19 protein-coding genes are annotated in these 16,941 nt (G+C 45.9%); 11 read left to right on the forward strand and 8 right to left on the reverse strand.

Going from position 1 to position 16,941, the window contains the following annotated elements; all coding sequences use genetic code 11:
• Nucleotides 1–60 precede the first annotated feature (60 nt).
• Nucleotides 61–288, forward strand: a complete 228-nt coding sequence (locus NO989_RS08480) for a PAS domain-containing protein (protein ID WP_342340851.1) — start codon at nt 61–63, stop codon at nt 286–288.
• On the opposite strand, the gene NO989_RS08485 is transcribed toward NO989_RS08480, so the two are convergent.
• The 7 genes from NO989_RS08485 to NO989_RS08515 form a co-directional block, all read right to left on the reverse strand.
• Complete coding sequence (locus tag NO989_RS08485) at nt 230–1,018, reverse strand: lipase (RefSeq protein ID WP_014950619.1); 789 nt, start codon at nt 1,016–1,018, stop codon at nt 230–232. The genes NO989_RS08480 and NO989_RS08485 overlap by 59 nt on opposite strands.
• A 458-nt stretch (nt 1,019–1,476) precedes the next feature.
• On the reverse strand, nt 1,477–1,797 hold the full coding sequence (locus tag NO989_RS08490; protein WP_321824802.1) for an IS66 family insertion sequence element accessory protein TnpB: 321 nt from the start codon (nt 1,795–1,797) through the stop codon (nt 1,477–1,479).
• 343 nt (nt 1,798–2,140) lie between these two features.
• A complete protein-coding gene (locus NO989_RS08495; protein WP_371342386.1) occupies nt 2,141–3,178 on the reverse strand; it encodes an IS110 family transposase in 1,038 nt (345 codons plus the stop codon).
• Between the two features lie 259 nt (nt 3,179–3,437).
• Nucleotides 3,438–4,229: an alpha/beta fold hydrolase gene (locus NO989_RS08500; RefSeq protein ID WP_321824800.1), complete on the reverse strand. Its 792-nt coding sequence runs from the start codon at nt 4,227–4,229 to the stop codon at nt 3,438–3,440.
• A 9-nt stretch (nt 4,230–4,238) separates the two neighbouring features.
• Entirely contained in the window at nt 4,239–5,441 is a 1,203-nt protein-coding gene (gene pcaF, locus NO989_RS08505; protein WP_069944880.1) for a 3-oxoadipyl-CoA thiolase, read from the reverse strand.
• Nucleotides 5,441–6,259: a CoA-transferase subunit beta gene (locus NO989_RS08510; protein WP_069944879.1), complete on the reverse strand. Its 819-nt coding sequence runs from the start codon at nt 6,257–6,259 to the stop codon at nt 5,441–5,443. The genes pcaF and NO989_RS08510 overlap by 1 nt, the downstream gene beginning before the upstream one ends.
• A 2-nt stretch (nt 6,260–6,261) precedes the next feature.
• Nucleotides 6,262–7,074: a CoA transferase subunit A gene (locus NO989_RS08515; protein ID WP_187447496.1), complete on the reverse strand. Its 813-nt coding sequence runs from the start codon at nt 7,072–7,074 to the stop codon at nt 6,262–6,264.
• A 197-nt stretch (nt 7,075–7,271) separates the two neighbouring features.
• Between NO989_RS08515 and NO989_RS08520 the strand changes: the two genes are divergently transcribed.
• Nucleotides 7,272–8,051, forward strand: coding sequence for an IclR family transcriptional regulator C-terminal domain-containing protein (locus NO989_RS08520; protein ID WP_187447495.1), 780 nt, complete (start codon nt 7,272–7,274; stop codon nt 8,049–8,051).
• Between the two features lie 6 nt (nt 8,052–8,057).
• On the opposite strand, the gene NO989_RS08525 is transcribed toward NO989_RS08520, so the two are convergent.
• Nucleotides 8,058–8,966: a LysR family transcriptional regulator gene (locus NO989_RS08525; RefSeq protein ID WP_371342387.1), complete on the reverse strand. Its 909-nt coding sequence runs from the start codon at nt 8,964–8,966 to the stop codon at nt 8,058–8,060.
• A 103-nt stretch (nt 8,967–9,069) separates the two neighbouring features.
• Between NO989_RS08525 and NO989_RS08530 the strand changes: the two genes are divergently transcribed.
• The 9 genes from NO989_RS08530 to NO989_RS08570 form a co-directional block, all read left to right on the forward strand.
• Entirely contained in the window at nt 9,070–10,185 is a 1,116-nt protein-coding gene (locus NO989_RS08530; RefSeq protein WP_321824797.1) for a muconate/chloromuconate family cycloisomerase, read from the forward strand.
• Between the two features lie 9 nt (nt 10,186–10,194).
• Nucleotides 10,195–10,473, forward strand: coding sequence for a muconolactone Delta-isomerase family protein (locus NO989_RS08535; protein WP_014977317.1), 279 nt, complete (start codon nt 10,195–10,197; stop codon nt 10,471–10,473).
• A gap of 49 nt (nt 10,474–10,522) precedes the next feature.
• Entirely contained in the window at nt 10,523–11,461 is a 939-nt protein-coding gene (gene catA, locus NO989_RS08540; RefSeq protein ID WP_069944874.1) for a catechol 1,2-dioxygenase, read from the forward strand.
• A gap of 25 nt (nt 11,462–11,486) precedes the next feature.
• Nucleotides 11,487–12,854 (forward strand): Rieske 2Fe-2S domain-containing protein, encoded by a 1,368-nt coding sequence (locus tag NO989_RS08545; protein WP_371342388.1) that lies wholly within the window; start codon nt 11,487–11,489, stop codon nt 12,852–12,854.
• A 12-nt stretch (nt 12,855–12,866) separates the two neighbouring features.
• Nucleotides 12,867–13,349, forward strand: coding sequence for a benzoate 1,2-dioxygenase small subunit (gene benB, locus NO989_RS08550; protein ID WP_202943168.1), 483 nt, complete (start codon nt 12,867–12,869; stop codon nt 13,347–13,349).
• A gap of 15 nt (nt 13,350–13,364) precedes the next feature.
• Nucleotides 13,365–14,387, forward strand: coding sequence for a benzoate 1,2-dioxygenase electron transfer component BenC (benC, locus tag NO989_RS08555; RefSeq protein WP_371342389.1), 1,023 nt, complete (start codon nt 13,365–13,367; stop codon nt 14,385–14,387).
• On the forward strand, nt 14,384–15,163 hold the full coding sequence (locus NO989_RS08560) for a 1,6-dihydroxycyclohexa-2,4-diene-1-carboxylate dehydrogenase (RefSeq protein ID WP_371342390.1): 780 nt from the start codon (nt 14,384–14,386) through the stop codon (nt 15,161–15,163). The genes benC and NO989_RS08560 overlap by 4 nt, the downstream gene beginning before the upstream one ends.
• Nucleotides 15,164–15,249: 86 nt before the next feature.
• Nucleotides 15,250–16,443, forward strand: coding sequence for a benzoate/H(+) symporter BenE family transporter (locus NO989_RS08565; RefSeq protein ID WP_371342391.1), 1,194 nt, complete (start codon nt 15,250–15,252; stop codon nt 16,441–16,443).
• 148 nt (nt 16,444–16,591) lie between these two features.
• Nucleotides 16,592–16,941: transposase domain-containing protein (locus tag NO989_RS08570; RefSeq protein ID WP_371342392.1), on the forward strand; the 350-nt coding region annotated here is incomplete at its 3' end.

Here is a 16,941-nt window from a genome sequence, read left to right on the forward strand (position 1 = left end):
CGTTAGCTAAATAGTGATTTCTACTTTAGTATAATTTTTTCTGCATTATTTGAGCGAATTATGTCTGAGCCAATAAGTAAGGCTTCATCTTCTTTTACCGACGACATCCCCTTTCAAGCTCTTATAGAAAATATAACTGATGCGGTGATATTTGCCGATGTTAAAGGCAACGTTATTTACGCTAACCATCAGGCCCGCTCCATCTGTGGATTAGACAAAAATGATCGTTCTAATGCTCATCGAAAAGCGACTTGTTGCGGATATATTTTCGCATGTAGTGATAGGTAATTGGGCGTAACAACCAGCTGTGAAGCGACATCAAAAAGCGTTTATGGGTAGGCGTGTTTTCGTAAATTTTATCATCGTGCAGCCACAGCATCTTGCCAACGTGCCAGAAGTAAAAAGGGAAGGGCGGCATAAAGGTTATTACATCTAAATCGCAGCAAATGCGATACGTTCTATGGTGTAGCGTGTAGTGCTTATACCAAGAGCGCGTACCCACTGCGGGCTGTCCGAAAGTCACTACCCTTTTTACTGACTTTGCGTATAAACGCTCAAAGTAATCAGCCATTAATACCGCTACTGCGCCGCCGGACGAATGGCCAATGAATGTAAAGCGCTTGCCTTGCTGCCTAAGTGGTTCAAGCACTTTTACAAGTAGCTCTCTAAGTGGTAATGCTTCATTGGATGTCTTAGTGCTGGAATACATAGGTTGAGCCAATAGCCGCGCAAACCCCCAGTGGACCCAGAATTTTCTGTTTAACTGATTGAGTTTGTTTGGGATGAAGAATAAATTCGCTAGCCAATCTCTTACCCCCAATGATCCGCGAAAAACGATAATGACCTCTTTTTTATTCTCGACCCACAAGATTCTTACGCTCATTCTGCCGTACTTATCGACTAGCTGGCGTTCATAAAAAGGATCTAAGATTTTTTGGTATTGCTCGTCGGCATCAGGGTAGGCGAGTTGGCAGAGAATGGCATATCTTTCATATTGATAGCGTTTCAATTTCTTCATGAAAACTCGTATTGGAGCATTTAGCGTTTTTGAAGCTGAGCCGTTGAAGACTCTTTCACTGAATACTTCACGCTACAGGGAGTTTATTTCAGTGTTATGACGGGGCGCGTTATTTTTCTTTAAATGTCCGTACTCTTTGTTGTGTCACCTTGATGTAGAACCACTTCACCTGCGGTAACACGCCTTGATTACGAACACTGTAACTCTGGCTGAGGGGGGAATTATCTATGCGGACTATATGGTATGGACCCTCTCCTCCCATGAAGGCTTCAAATGAGCCAAGATAGGGTTTTTCATACCACTATTATTCCGTGTTAAGCTGCTGATGTAACTTACATTATTAAGACTATTTCGTGATCCTTAATCGCTACTTATGATCACAGGTTATAAGTTTATCGATTTGCGGAAATCGACGATATCCATGTACAGGTAAATGTCGGCAGGCTCTACGAACATCTTCATTCGGACAATGCCTTCATCACGGAAGCAATCCAGTGAGGGTTAATATTGATTGGCACGCTAAGTTGAGCATTTCCAAGTTGCAGGAGAAGTTCGCCACCCATTGCTTCGGTGTAGGATTCAACCTTCGTGACTTCGCGTTTCACCTGAACAAACTTGTTGCTTGTTCGCTGTAACCGAATATCTCGACGCCTGGTGTAGTAAGTTTGAACATTAATCTGCTGTTGGCGACAAAACGCCACTGCGGTGAGCCCGCTTTGCTTTTGCTGCTCGAATAAGTTGAGCCAGTCTTGCACTTCTCTTCGTTGATATTGCGGCATAGTCATTCTCCTTAACAAAAAGAGAACACCATGCCGTAGCTGACCTATGAATTGAATGTGGGGGATTACCGGACGTGTATGGACTCCTCCTCTTTTGCAAGTAATTTGTTCGATAACTTTGGGTATGATTGCCAACGTGTATCCGGTTTCTTAATGATGCATTTTCTTTTACTGCATCGAACCTCTATGGGCTATTCGCACACTTGCTCCTGAACGGACACACGAGCTTAAAGGCTCTTCGTCCGGGTAAGGTTTTTCAAGTGTCGGTCTAACCTGTTAGCCATCTCACATCTTACTTTGCAATTGGGATGAAAACTTTTCGTATTTCTTAATTCGTTTAAGCTTAAGCGCTTGCTATCAACTCTGGGTCATAACTTTCGTTTGTATTTACCATAGCCCAAGCTGCACGCGCTGTTTTATTAGCTAACGCTACAGTTACCGTATTAACGTGCTTGTATGCGCAGAGCTTTTCAATCCATTTACTTAAATTATCATCATGCCGATGAGCATGCCGGATGACTGACCGTGCACCATGAACAAGTAGTTTTCTTAAGTAACCATCGCCTCGCTTACTGATGCCAAGTAACCTAGGCTTGCCGCCGGTACTGTGTTGCCTCGGCGTTAAACCAATAGAAGCAGCAAAATCCCTACCTTTACGGTATCCTTTCGCATCACCAATAGCGCAAGACAATGCGCTGGCACACAGGATACCAATACCCTGTAACTGAAGTAGCGAACGTGCGACAGGGTCATTTTTGACTTCTTTCTCAATAAGCGTGTCGAGCGTATCGACTCGCTCTTGGAGCTGCCTTAAGTCATCAAACAAATCACGTAGCAACAAGCGAAAAAGCGCCGACAAACCATTTTCTGCATCTTCCAGCCACAGGGGGATGGCTTCTCTCAGTTTGTTGATACCCACTGGCGCAACTAGCCCATATTCGCTTACCAGTCCTCGTATCTGATTTGCTTTGGATGCTTTTTGAACCATCAACTTGTCCCTGATACGGTGTATAGATTGTATGTCTTGTTGCTTACTTGATTTCACACTTACAAAGCGCATGTTCGGCCGACTCATAGCCTCACATATTGCCTCTGCATCAATCGCATCATTCTTATTACTTTTTACGTAAGGCTTAACAAATTGCGCATGAATGATTTTGACTTTAAAACCTCGTTTTTGTAATTCTCGCCCCCAATAGTGAGATGAACCACAGGCTTCCATTGCAATTTCAGTCCCTTTAGGGACCTTGTTCTCAATAGCATCCAACCACTTTGTTCGACAGTATTTTCCTTTCCACTGCCGTTCACCAAACCTATCCACCGCGTGCACATGAAAAACGGACTTTGCAATATCAACACCGACTCGAGTAATCTGGCCCATGGGCTTCTCCTAATTTGAATGCTGGTAACTCACCATCACCATATTGACCAAAAAAAGGACAACAATTCAAGTTGAGGAGGAGTCCATCCCATTGGACACGGTAATATTACGAATAGAACTAGGGCTAAATTGCGTACATCAACGTATACCTTTGTTCGGTGCACGGTTATACACAGGGCAAACTCTCAATATAAGATTTTCTAATTTACATTTCTCTTTAGTTACTAGCCGCGCGCTCTGTTCCAAATATTCAAAAGCATTAGATATCTCTCTTTGAAAAGTGCTCCTTTATCAAAGAAGTAAACTCGCGACTTGCTTCAACCGAAGGCACATGCCCAGTTTGTTTTAATTCCGTCACAGGTGCACTAAGGGTTTCTCCCAATGCTTGTAATGATGAGGTGGGTGTAGCGACATCATCTTCACCTGCAATAAGCAAAATAGGTGCACCATTAGGTTTAAGTTGAGTATGTGTGTCTCTTTCGCCTAACCACGCACACAATAAACCGTAAGAGTGATCGTCAACGTTCGCGAGTGATCCTTCCCATTGAGACAATAACGTGGGGAAACGTTTGGTACTAACCGGGCTAAACCATCTTGGAACTAAGCTGGCTGCGAGGGTTTCAAGCCCTTGTTGAGTCACACTTTTCTGGCGCTCCAGCCACGCTTCAGTGGAACCTATTTTCATACCAGTATTAGTTAACACGGTGCTTAACAAGCGTTCTGGATGGGAAATTAATAGCTGTTGCCCCAACATTCCGCCAATTGACGTACCCACGAAATCAAACTTATCGATACCTAACGAGTTACACAGGGTTAATAAGTCGTCAACTAACTGTGATTCACCAAGGTTTTTCGTGTTTGCGGGGAACGCTTTACTGTCACCGTGTCCAGGTAGGTCATAACGCAAAATGCTGAAGTTCACCATTAAGTCTGGTACCAAGTAGTCCCAAACACGCATATTCATACCCAACGGGTGAGCTAGCACTACAACAGGTTTGTGCTTAGTCTCAATGAACTGGTAGTGAATACCTTGCTCTGATAATGTCGCCATGTTGAGCCCCTAAATGCGTTTTAGCAATGTCGCTATACCTTGGCCAACACCAATACACATACTGCATAGTGCATAATCGGCCGAGGTTTGTTCAAATTGTAATGCGGCAGTATGCAGCAGGCGTGCCCCCGACATACCGAGTGGATGGCCAAGTGCAATGGCGCCGCCATTGGGATTCACTCTTGGATCATCTGCACTAAGTCCAAGTTCCTGCATACAGGCTAATGCTTGCGCTGCAAATGCTTCATTAAGTTCAATTGTGCCAATATCGTCTAGGGTCAACTTTTGTTTTGCAAGCAATTTATTAATTGCAGGTACTGGGCCTATACCCATAATAGTGGGTTCAACACCAGCGGTAGCCATCCCTTTAATTTGAGCAACAGGCGTTAAGTTATAGCGTTCAACTGCAGCTTCACTTGCGACAAGCATGGCAGATGCGCCATCGTTAATACCCGATGCATTACCTGCGGTAACCGAGCCATTTTCACGGAACGGAGCTTTTAGTTTTGCCAATGCCTCTAATGTTGTTTGAGGGCGTATGTGTTCATCTTTGTCGATGACGATGGTATCGCCTTTTCTAGGCTGAAAGGTCACAGGTGCTATTTCTTTAGCAAAACGGCCAGACGCTTGAGCAGCAGCCGCTTTTTGCTGAGACTGATACGCAAAGTTGTCTTGTGCTTCTCGGCTAATCGAGAATTTCGCTGCTACATTTTCTGCAGTCTCAGGCATGGTTTCAGTGCCGTATTGCTGCTTTAACGCAGGATTAATGAAGCGCCAACCCATGGTGGTATCTTCAAGTATTTGTGAGCGGTCAAATCCGCTTTGTGCTTTGCCCATCACAAATGGCGCTCGCGACATAGACTCAACGCCGCCAGCAAGAATAAGGTCTGCTTCACCTGCTGCAATTGAACGGTAAGCAAGACCAATGGCATCCATACCAGAGCCACACAAACGATTAATTGTGGTGGCTGGTACCGAAAATGGCACGCCTGCAAGTAAGGTGGCCATTCTAGCAACGTTTCGGTTGTCTTCACCGGCTTGGTTGGCACAGCCGAAAAACGCATCATCAATGCTTTCTGCTGGTAGCTGAGGGCACTGCGCCAGAACTGCGCGAATAACTTGTGCAAGTAAATCATCAGGACGAATGCTGGCTAGCCCACCAGCATAACGTCCAATGGCAGAGCGGCTGGGGTTACATAAATAAACGTTCATTACGCAGTCTCCGTTTGGCTGTGCGCCGCTTCAGTAACGCGCTTTAGTTCTCTTAATACTTCGATTTCGCTGCTGGTGGGTTCATCAGTGGTTTGAAGTGTGTCAGCAAAGCGAATGTCCCAGCCAGTGGCATCGATTACCTGTTGCTTTGTAACGCCTGGGTGCAAACTCACCACAATAAGTTCATTGGTTTCATCTTCTGGCTTTAATATACAAAGGTCAGAAATCACCAAAGTTGGGCCTTTACCCAGCGTAGACTTGCCTTTGCGACCTTGACCGTCTCGGCCAAAACCCAATGTGGTAATGAAGTCGACATCTTTAACAAAAGTGCGCTTTGAATGCCTTACGGTGATGATCACTTCTTTGGCATTGGTTGAAATTTCTGGTGCACCGCCACCGCCAGGAAGGCGAACTTTAGGGTTGGCATAACTGTGAGCGCCATCAGGGCCACTGTCTTTGTGCGATGCAGCGATAACTGTGGTGTTAATGTTGCCGTATCGGTCTACTTGTGCGGTGCCAAGGAAACCCACATCAATATGACCGCCTTGCAGCCAGTAACGGAACATTTCGGGAACCGAAACGGTGGTAAGCGCCGACTCGCAAAGTTCACCATCCCCAATAGATAAAGGCAAAACCTGCGGCTTGGTTTCTATGGTACCTGACTCGTAAATAAGTGTTATGTCAGGGGCATGAGTAAGGCGTGCTAAGTTCGCTGCAGCACTTGGTAAGCCAATGCCCACAAAACAAGTCGAATTGTTATTCAGAGCACGGGCAGCGGTAATCGTCATCATTTCGTCTGAAGTATATTGTTCGGTCATGATTATTCTCCTGCTTGAAATACTTCTTCATCTAACCACTTTAAAAATGGCTCGCGCTCTCGGCTTATGCTGTCCCACTTCTTGTAGTAACTGTTGTCGCGCGGGTAGTAACCATGTGTATAAGACGGTTTAGCGCCAAACGGTACGGTGGCAATGGCGTTGATTGTCCAAGCGGGAAGTACACAACTATTTGGACCTGCTTCTAAGTCGTCCACAATTTCTTCGACGGTGACGATGCTATAGCGAGAAGAAAGCACAACTTCCTTTTGAACCCCTAAAATACCTTCAATGAGTACGTTTCCTGCGCGGTCTGCTTTTTGCGCATGAACTATGCCCACATCGGGTTTAATCGATGGCACTGCGGCAAGCGCTTCACCCGTAAACGGACAAGTAACGGTTTTGATGTTGGGGTTAACGTGCTGTAGATCACTACCTACATAACCCCTGAATACCGCCATGGGTAAGCCTGATGCACCCGCTTCATAAGCATTTGCCATTGCCGCGTGACTGTGCTCTTCAATTTCGAGCGGAGCTGGATAGCCGTGCTCAATGGCGTCACGTACGCGGTGTAAAGAACCTACACCTGGGTTTCCTCCCCATGAAAACACAAGTTTGCTCACACACCCGGCACCGACTAGCTGATCGTAAATAAGATCAGGGGTCATTCTTACCAATGTGAGGTTGCGACGTCCTTGGCGAATAATTTCATGCCCTGCGGCGAAAGGAATAAGGTGAGTAAATCCCTCTAATGCAACTGTGTCGCCGTCCTTAACGCCATCTTCAATAGCTTTTGAAAGTGTTGTAAATAGTGTCATAATAAAAGTTCGCAATACGAATGTTGATTCATAATGCGAACAAATTAATGATTTTGATTGTTTAGGTCAAGTAATAAATGTTAAAAAATTGCTAGGGCTATCAGTCAAACCAATTTATGTTGCTGAATTCATAAGAGAACTGGCACTTCGTTTAACAATAAGAAATAATTCGCAAGAACTAACAAGAGACACAGTGCATGAGTGAAGAAAAAATACCGTCAACCCATCGCGATTACATAAGCGCGCTTGCTACCGGACTAGAGGTGTTAGGGGCGTTTGATGGTCAAAACAAAGAGATGACCTTATCGCAAGTAGCTGAAAAAATGGGAATTGATAGGGCTAAAGCCCGTCGGTTTTTACTTACATTGCATTCTCTTGGCTATATCCGTCGCGAGGGGCGACTCTTCGCCTTGGCACCTAAAGTGCTGTCGTTAGGGCAAGCTTATACCAGCAGCAATGGTTATATAGCAGTGGTTGAGCATTATCTTAAATCGATTACCGCAGAATTAGGGGAGTCGGCGTCTCTTGGGAAGTTAGATGGACAGTCAGTGGTGTACGTGGCGCGTTCTCCGGCATCACATCGTCTTATGTCGATTAACATAACAACGGGCACTCGACTGCCTGCACCGTATACGTCAATGGGAAGAGTACTTGCAGCACATCTTGACGCTTCAGAATTAACAGCATGGGCGAATGAAGCACAGTTACACCCACACACTGAGAAGAGTATTACCACTGCACAGGCGTTAGAACAGGAACTGATTAGGGTTAAGCAACAAGGTTTTAGTATTGTTGATCAAGAGCTTGAAGCGGGGTTGCGCTCGGTTGCTGTACCTGTATTTAATGGCAAAGGTGAATTGCTGGGGGCGATGAACTTAAGTACCAATGCATTAAGGGTGAGCTTAGAGACCATCACCGAGCATTGTATTCCAGTACTTAAGCATGCTGCTGAACAAATAAAACAAGATCTGCGCTAACCCCTTTTAGGGGTAGCGACCTTCTATTCGGTTTTGCACCAACTCATCTAATATCAACATGGCCGCAGCCATAATGTCATCTTCGGGTTCCTCACGTTTACTGAGAAATACCGGGCTGTTTATGCCGTCGTCTTTAAGCCGAACAAACGCTACACCATCTCTATTCGTGCGCATCACTTGTTCAGGCACAAGGGTGAAGCCCATATCTGAGGCAACAAGACCCAGTGCAGTACCTATATCATTAACTTGTTGGGCAACTCTGACTCTCAACCCGCGACTGGCAAACAGATCCAAACAGATGTTAGCGAACGTTGGAGGCTTACCACCTGGGTAAGTAATTAATGGCAGTGTTGCGAGCTCTGCCATATCAACATCGTCATTAGCAAGTGGATGATGGATAGGTAGAGCTGCAAGGATAGGCTCGCTGAACAACAACTTCTGAGTCACATCGGCTTCTAGTGATGGCATCACAACCCGACCAAAACCCATATCAATTTTACCTGACTTGAGGGCTTCTATTTGTTCACCAGTTTTCATTTCGTGCAGTTCAACATCCACTTTGTGCTGCTGTCTTAAGCGCTTAACAAGCTGAGGAAGTTGCCCGTAAAAAATGGATGGAACAAAGCCAATTCTGAAAATTCGCTTTTTTCTTGCATCAATTCGCCGACTTTCTTCAACACATGAAGCTAACTTTTCAAGTATGAGTTGAGCCTGTTTCCAGAAGTATTCGCCAGCGGGGGTTAGGGTAATGCCACGGGCTTCTCGCTGAATGAGTTGAACGCCAACCTCTTCCTCTAACTGTTTGATTTGTCTTGTTAAAGGTGGCTGGGCCATGAATATCTTTTCGGCCGCTCTGGTCATGTTCTTTTCTTCCGCTACCGCACAAAAGTAGCGTAAATGCCTTAACTCCACCATACCTCCTAGGTATCGATACTAACTAAATCAATATTGGTTGTTAACAAAAAATATTTGTAGGTTACACGCAGACATTTACTGGCAACACAAAATTAACATTTACATGATATCACAAATTCAAACTTACATTGTCGATATTCCTACGATACGACCACACAAATTGTCCATGACATCTATGGCGGTTCAGTCGATGGTTATCGTAAGAATTACCGACGACAACGGCCTTGAAGGTATTGGCGAAGGTACAACAATTGGTGGTCTCGCGTACGGCGCTGAGAGCCCAGAAAGTATCAAAACCAACATTGATACTTATTTAGCACCTTATTTGATAGGACAGTCAGTTGCCAGCCCTAAAGCATTAATTAACAAGTTACACCTTGCTTTTAGAGGCAACCCTATTGCCAAGTCTGCGGTGCAAACGGCCCTGCTTGATTTACTTGGTAAACAACTTGGTGTGCCAGTTTCAACCTTACTCGGTGGTGCTTGCAATAATCATTTGTCTTGTCTTTGGGTATTGGCTTCAGGCAATACCGACAAAGACATTGAAGAAGCGAAAGGCCTAGTAGCCGAAAAGCGCCATAACATTTTCAAACTGAAAATTGGCTCTCGCTCGGTACGTGACGATGTAGCGCATGTGGCCAAGATCAAAGCAGCGTTAGGCGATGACGTAAGTATTCGCGTTGATGTTAATCAAGCGTGGAGCGAGTCTCAAGCTACTTATGGTATGGCTGCACTACAAGAAGCCGGTATTGATTTAGTAGAGCAACCGACCCCTGCAAAAGATTTTGCCAGCCTAGTGCGTCTTTCTAAAAAATTTAACATCGGCATTTTGGCTGATGAGTCTATTGCTGATAGCACAGATACCCTTTTGTTGGCTCAGCAAGGCTTCACCGGCTCAGTGGCCCTTAAGATAGGCAAAGCAGGTGGACTATTTGGTGCACTTGATGTGGCTGCTGTGTGCAACGCGGCAGGTATTGGGCTATATGGCGGCACGCTGCTTGAAGGCACTGTGGGTACCACAGCCGCGTTACACGCATGGTCGACCCTACCTGTTATTGAATTTGGCACAGAGATGTTTGGCCCACTGCTGCAGTGCGATGACATCGTTAAATCCCCTCTAAATTATCACAACTTTGGCGTTGAAGTTCCTACGACAGCCGGGCTAGGGCTCGAAATCGATGAGGACAAATTACGTCAATACACCCGCAAGGCGAAGTAAGGAGCAAATATGTTATTCAAAGTTGAAATGACTGTGATACCGCCAGCACATCTGAGCGAAGAAGAATTTAATGCAATTAAGTTGAAAGAAAAAAACTATGCCGAAGGACTGCAAGAAGAAGGCATTTGGGTACACCTTTGGCGAGTGGCTGGTCAATACGCCAATGTGAGCATATTTGAGGTGAAGGATAACCAGCATTTACACGACGTACTAATGGGCTTACCGCTGTACCCCTTTATGACGATGAGTGTGACGCCTTTGTGTCAGCACCCTTCATCAATCAAATAAAAAACTAACAGGCAAAAACTCGCTGCATTGCAGCGCGGAGACTAAGACTATGACTACTATCAATACTTTACAAACTGAACATGTTCAAACGTTACTTAAGCGTGCCGCTGGCCTCGACAACGACAAAGGCAATCCTCGCACTAAAGAAATTATGCACCGCTTGCTAACTGACGTGTTCAAGATGATTGAAGACCTCGACATTACACAAGAAGAGTTTTGGCAAGGCGTTAACTACCTAAATGAATTAGGTGCTAATGGCGAAGCCGTGCTGCTTGCTCCAGGTTTAGGTTTTGATCATTTTCTTGATGTTCGTGAAGACGCCAAAGACGCTGCCATTGGTGAGCTAGGCGGTACACCACGTACTATTGAAGGTCCGTTGTATGTTGAAGGCGCGCCGACAAGTGAAGGCGAAGCAAGAATGGATGATGGTCAGTCACCTGGCCAAGAAATGTGGCTACACGGTCAGGTTGTTGATGAAGAAGGCAACCCAATTGCAGGCGCAGTTGTTGATATCTGGCATGCAGACGTGAAAGGTGCTTACTCGCATTTTGACCCTTCTCAAACTCCGTTTAATTTACGTCGCCGCATCATTGCTGATGAGCAAGGCTGCTATCGCGCACGCAGTATTGTACCTAGCGGCTACGGTTGCCCTCCAGGTGGTTCAACGATGAAAGTGCTAGAAAGCCTTGGCCGTCATGGTAATCGCCCTGCGCACATTCACTACTTTGTAGCGAAAGACGGCTTTAAGCACCTTACTACGCAAATTAACCTAGCCGGTGATGAATATACCTATGACGATTTCGCTTTCGCAACGCGTGACGAATTGGTTGTTGAAGCAAAAAGTGTATCTGAGCCAGAGCAAATTAAAGCCATGGGCTTCAAAGACAACTACCTTGATGTGGAATTCAACATCACATTAATGGCAACGAAGAACGACGAGAAGCAAGACAAGCATGCTCGTGCCCGTGCAACTGTGGAGCAGGCGTAAGCCTGCTACCTTCGGGAGATAAATTATGTCAGCAACATTGAATCAACTAGAACAGAAGATCCGTGGTGCCGTTGAGGCCGACGAAGAGACGGGGCATTATCGCTGTGACCGTGGGATCTTTACCGACAAAGACTTGTTTGATTTAGAAATTAAACACATCTTTGAAGGCAACTGGGTATTTTTGGCACATGAAAGCCAAATTCCCGAAATCGGTGACTATTACACTACTACAATTGGTCGCCAGCCGGTTGTTATTACGCGTAACAAAGACGGCGACCTAAATGCCATTTTAAATACGTGCTCGCACCGCGGTGCAACATTATGTCGTCGTAAGCGCGGTAACAAAACGTCTTTTACTTGCCCCTTCCACGGTTGGACATTTAACAACTCGGGCAAACTTTTAAAAGCGCGTGATCAGAAAAAAGGTGGTTACCCTGAGTCGTTTAACACTGATGGCTCTCATGATCTTAAGCACATTGCACGTTTCGAATCGTATCGCGGCTTTTTGTTCGGTAGTTTGAATGCCGATGTATTACCGCTAGAGCAATATTTAGGTGAAACCACGAAGGTTATCGACAATATTGTGGATCAAGATCCAGAAGGTATCGAAGTTATTCGTGGTACTTCAACCTACACCTACGAAGGTAACTGGAAGCTAACTGCTGAAAACGGTGCTGATGGCTATCACGTTGGAACTGTTCACTGGAACTACTTATCAACGATGAGTCACCGCAATTACGAAGAAGGCGGTACAGAAGCGGTTGATGCGAAAAGCTGGTCGGGCGAGGGTGGTTTCTATTCATTTAAAAACGGTCACATGATGTTGTGGACGCGTTTAACAAACCCAGCTGCACGCCCTATTTATAGTCAACTAGAACGCCTTCAGCAGGAAGTGGGTGAAGCGCGAGCCGACACCATTGTAAATCAAACGCGTAACTTGTGTTTGTACCCTAACGTTTACGTGATGGACCAATTCTCAACGCAAATTCGCGTACTTCGCCCTATTTCTGTGAATAAGACGGAAGTGTCTATTTACTGCTTTGCACCTAAGAGCGAGTCTGCTGAAAATCGTCAAAAGCGCCTTCGTCAGTACGAAGATTTCTTTAACGTATCTGGTATGGGAACACCGGATGACCTAGAAGAATTCAGAGGTTGTCAGCAAGGCTACGAAGCGCGTGATATGCGTTGGAACGATATGAGCCGAGGTGCAGCGCACTGGATGGAAGGCCCAGACGATTATGCCAAAGGTGTAGGTATGGACACAGTTGCGTCAGGTATCAAACCAGAAGATGAAGGCCTATACGTTCATCACCACAAGCATTGGGTAGAAGAAATGCTAAATGCGATTGAGCTAGAAAGAGCCAGTCATATTCCTGTTGTGCAAAAAGATTAAGAGGTGGCAGTGATGACTTATCAGGAAATTCAGGCGTTTGTATTTCGCGAAGCGCGTTTACTTGACGACCGTCAATGGGATGAGTGGCTAACGTGCTATCACCCTAAATGTGAATACTGGATGCCAGCATGGGATGACGATGATCAGTTAACTAACGATCCTCAAAAAGAAATCTCGCTCATTTATTACCCTAATCGCAATGGCTTGGAAGACAGGGTTTACCGCATCAAGACTGAGCGTTCAGGGGCGAGTATGCCAGAGCCGAGAACCACGCATCAGTGCAGTAATTTAGAAGTACTGAGCCAAGACGAGACAACAGCGGAAATCCGCTATAACTTCAACACGCTTAGCCATCGCTATCGCGAGACATCACACTTCTTCGGAACCGTGTTTTGTTCATTGGACATCAGTGGTGAAACACCAGTGATTACACGTAAGAAAGTGGTGTTGAACAACGATTATATCAACCAAGTTATTGATGTGTATCACCTGTAAAGACGGAGAATTATTATGTCTTTCAAAGTAGCTCTTAATTTCGAAGACGGCGTAACGCGCGTTATCGAATGTAATGATGGCGAGACCGTGCTCGACGCTGCCTATCGCCATCAAGTGAAACTGCCAATGGACTGCTCTGATGGTGTTTGTGGAACCTGCAAAGGTAGCTGCAAGCAAGGTACTTACGACTTAGGTGATGAATACATCGATGAAGCGTTAACCGACGATGAAGCTGCTGATGGGTTAATTCTTACCTGTCAGATGCTGCCTCAATCAGATGTGGTGGTTTCTATTCCAGCGGCCTCTTCGCTGTGTGCATCAGGCCCGCAAAGCATTACAAGCACTATTACCAGTGTAAATGCGTTGTCGGACACAACCATTGAATTAAATGTCGCTTTGTCTGAGCCACTTGATTTCTTGCCTGGTCAGTACATTAACTTGGGGCTGCCAAACTCTGATGAGACCCGTGCGTATTCATTTAGCTCTTGCCCGGGAAGCAAAGAAGCAAGCTTCCTTATTCGCAATGTGCCTAATGGCTTGATGAGTACTTACTTAAGCAAAAACGCCAATGCAGGCGACGTGCTTCCGGTAACCGGTCCACTCGGTAGTTTTTACTTGCGTGCAGTAGAGCGCCCAGTACTTATGCTAGCAGGCGGAACAGGGCTTGCACCTATTCTTTCTATGCTGGCGTCGCTTGTGCAGAACCCAACCAGTCAACCTGTGTATTTACTCTATGGTGTGACCAATGTGGATGACTTGGTGAAGCTTGAAGCCTTACAAGAATATGCCGATGCATTGGACAACTTTAGCTACGCTACAGTCGTCGTTAACCCAGATAGCGCACATGAGAAGTTGGGTTTTGTTACTGATCATATGGAAAGTGTTCCATTTGCACTTGCTGATGCAGATGCATATTTATGTGGACCTCCGCCGATGGTTGATGCCGTGCGTCAGTACTTTAAAGATGCGGGCACAAACCCATATTCGTTCCACTACGAAAAATTCAACCCCAGCCAGCCTAAAGAGGAAGCCGCATGAGTTTGCGCTTCGATGGGCAGGTCATTGTAGTTACTGGCGCAGCGCAAGGCATTGGCCTTCGCGTTGCACAACGAGCTGCTGCTGAGGGAGCTAAGTTGGTATTGGTTGACCGCTCAGAACATGTTCAACAGATTGCCCAGTCACTCAATGAAAACGGTGCAGATGTTATTGCTGTAGAGGCTGATTTAGAAACCTATGAAGGTGCGCTTAATGCTATGAATACGGCATCGGCGCATTTTGGGCGAATCGATAAGCTTATTAATAATGTGGGGGGGACCATTTGGGCCAAACCCTACGAACATTATCAAGCTGACGAAATTGAAAAAGAAGTTCGTCGCTCGTTGTTCCCCACTTTGTGGTGTTGTCGCGCTGTACTATCTGCCATGTTAGACAACGGAAAAGGCGCCATAGTGAACGTATCTTCGGTTGCTACTCGTGGTGTAAACCGCGCGCCTTATGCCGCGGCAAAAGGGGGCGTGAATGCACTGACAGTGTCACTTGCCTTTGAATACGCGCAGCACAATATTCGTGTGAATGCCACGGCACCAGGTGGAACCGATGCGCCTCAGCGCATTATTCCGCGCAACGAGTCTACACAAAGTGAGCAGGAAAAAATTTGGTATCAGCAAATTGTCGATCAGACCATTGATACCAGTTTTATGTCTCGTTACGGCACGCTAGATGAACAAGCATCTGCCATTTTGTATTTAGCTTCAGATGAAGCCAGCTATATTACAGGAACTATTTTGCCTGTTGCTGGTGGAGATTGTGGTTAAGTAACAAAAATAGAATACCGCGTTCCCAAGCTGTGCTATTCGCAGGTAATTTCTTGCGGGTAGCACGGCAACCAATGGAGTGACTTATGCAAAATCAGCCTACTTTCATTTCTTTTCCACCGTTAAAAGACTGGTCGTTGTCTGCCGCAGTAGCGGGGATCCTTGCTTCGACAATGGGCTATGCAGGTCCACTGGTTATCTTGTTTCAAGTTGCCGAATCGGCGAATTTGAGCAGTGAGGTACTGACTTCTTGGATTTGGGGGATGTCTATTGCTAGCGGTTTACTATGTGGTTGGTTTAGCTTGCGCTATCGCATGCCCTTGCTTTTTGCATGGAATGCACCGGGTTCTGCCTTGCTCGTCACCTTAGTGCCGGGTATGCCGTGGAGCGATGTGATAGGCGCGTACATTATGTCTGGTGGCATTTTGTTGTTATTAGGAGTAACAGGGGCATTTGAGCGGCTAGTGAATCGATTGCCTTTGGCCTTAGCTGCGGCACTGTTGGCAGGAATATTGGTTAACTTTTCTCTCGATCTCTTTTCTAAGATGACACAAGCGCCTTTACTGGGGCTGGTGATGTTCGCAGGCTATATCTTATTGCGTCACTTGCTGCCGCGTTACGCCATCATGCTTACCGTTGCTTTTGGGGTAGGGGTACTGGCCTTAAACTATGATTTGTCATTTCAACAAGTTGACTGGCAAATATCAACACCGCATTGGTACATGCCTAGTTTCTCACTCACTGCATTATTTAGTATTTCAATACCGCTCATGCTAGTTGCTGTGAGTGGCCAATTTATTACTGGTATCGCCATACTAAGGCAAGACAAGTATTCACCACCGTCAAATCAGATTGTTGCAGGTAGTGGGCTTATGAGTATTCTGTTTGCTCCAACGGCGTGTCATGGGGTGAATTTATCTGCAATAACCGCTGCCATTTGCACCGGCCCAGATGCCAACCCCGACCCTAAAAAACGCTATTTTGGCCCTGCTGTCGCCATGCTGTGGTACATTGTGTTTGGGCTATTTAGCGCCGCGCTAGTGAGTGTGATTCAAGCGTTTCCTGCTGCGTTTATTGCAATGGTGGCCGGTATTGCACTTTTGGGGGCGCTGGAAGGGTCACTTTCTACAGCATTAAGCCAACCTGCAGACCGAGAAGCGGCGTTGTGTACCTTTCTTATTACCGCATCGGATTTGTCGTTATTAGGGCTTTCCTCCGCGTTTTGGGGGCTAGTCATTGGCGGCACTATCATTGTTGTTCAGCGCTATCTTAAAAAGTAACACCAGCAACAAAAGCAACACCGCTCCCAAGCAATTTTGACCCGCCAAATGGCGTAATGCCGATCAGTTAAGAATATTTTCATGATCGGTTGACCGATCTTTTTAAGGCTTCAAAATCCGATATCAGTCTCTGGTATCGGATTTTTTAATGTCTTTACTTACAAACCTCGATGAAACATTCAGCCATGCAGAAGATTTAAATGCCATCGATAAACTGATGTCGTTTGTTGACCCTGAACTTCTTCAGCAAGCCTATGAGCTATCAGGTGTGGCGACTGTCAGACGTCGCCGTTTGCCTTTAGATTCGGTAGTGTTAACCATTGTCGGCATGAGTCTTTTTCGTAACGATCCTGTCTGGGACATCGCGAATAAACTCAATGTTTCGCTTCCGGGTAAAAACCGCTTTGTTGCTCCGAGTGCAGTGGTACAAGCCCGCCAAAGGTTGGGTGATGATGCTGTCGGTCACGTCTTCAAATTGATGGCACAGCGGGCATTCAC

Source organism: Alteromonas sp. DY56-G5, from assembly GCF_041414725.1.
GTDB lineage: Bacteria > Pseudomonadota > Gammaproteobacteria > Enterobacterales > Alteromonadaceae > Alteromonas > Alteromonas macleodii.

Excerpts from the sequence above, each read along its gene's own strand:
- NO989_RS08480 (WP_342340851.1), top strand. The coding sequence starts at position 61 with ATGTCTGAGCCAATAAGTAAGGCTTCATCTTCTTTTACCGACGACATC.
- NO989_RS08485 (WP_014950619.1), bottom strand. The coding sequence starts at position 1,018 with ATGAAGAAATTGAAACGCTATCAATATGAAAGATATGCCATTCTCTGC.
- NO989_RS08490 (WP_321824802.1), bottom strand. The coding sequence starts at position 1,797 with ATGCCGCAATATCAACGAAGAGAAGTGCAAGACTGGCTCAACTTATTC.
- NO989_RS08495 (WP_371342386.1), bottom strand. The coding sequence starts at position 3,178 with ATGGGCCAGATTACTCGAGTCGGTGTTGATATTGCAAAGTCCGTTTTT.
- NO989_RS08500 (WP_321824800.1), bottom strand. The coding sequence starts at position 4,229 with ATGGCGACATTATCAGAGCAAGGTATTCACTACCAGTTCATTGAGACT.
- pcaF (WP_069944880.1), bottom strand. The coding sequence starts at position 5,441 with ATGAACGTTTATTTATGTAACCCCAGCCGCTCTGCCATTGGACGTTAT.
- NO989_RS08510 (WP_069944879.1), bottom strand. The coding sequence starts at position 6,259 with ATGACCGAACAATATACTTCAGACGAAATGATGACGATTACCGCTGCC.
- NO989_RS08515 (WP_187447496.1), bottom strand. The coding sequence starts at position 7,074 with ATGACACTATTTACAACACTTTCAAAAGCTATTGAAGATGGCGTTAAG.
- NO989_RS08520 (WP_187447495.1), top strand. The coding sequence starts at position 7,272 with ATGAGTGAAGAAAAAATACCGTCAACCCATCGCGATTACATAAGCGCG.
- NO989_RS08525 (WP_371342387.1), bottom strand. The coding sequence starts at position 8,966 with ATGGTGGAGTTAAGGCATTTACGCTACTTTTGTGCGGTAGCGGAAGAA.
- NO989_RS08530 (WP_321824797.1), top strand. The coding sequence starts at position 9,070 with ATGATATCACAAATTCAAACTTACATTGTCGATATTCCTACGATACGA.
- NO989_RS08535 (WP_014977317.1), top strand. The coding sequence starts at position 10,195 with ATGTTATTCAAAGTTGAAATGACTGTGATACCGCCAGCACATCTGAGC.
- catA (WP_069944874.1), top strand. The coding sequence starts at position 10,523 with ATGACTACTATCAATACTTTACAAACTGAACATGTTCAAACGTTACTT.
- NO989_RS08545 (WP_371342388.1), top strand. The coding sequence starts at position 11,487 with ATGTCAGCAACATTGAATCAACTAGAACAGAAGATCCGTGGTGCCGTT.
- benB (WP_202943168.1), top strand. The coding sequence starts at position 12,867 with ATGACTTATCAGGAAATTCAGGCGTTTGTATTTCGCGAAGCGCGTTTA.
- benC (WP_371342389.1), top strand. The coding sequence starts at position 13,365 with ATGTCTTTCAAAGTAGCTCTTAATTTCGAAGACGGCGTAACGCGCGTT.
- NO989_RS08560 (WP_371342390.1), top strand. The coding sequence starts at position 14,384 with ATGAGTTTGCGCTTCGATGGGCAGGTCATTGTAGTTACTGGCGCAGCG.
- NO989_RS08565 (WP_371342391.1), top strand. The coding sequence starts at position 15,250 with ATGCAAAATCAGCCTACTTTCATTTCTTTTCCACCGTTAAAAGACTGG.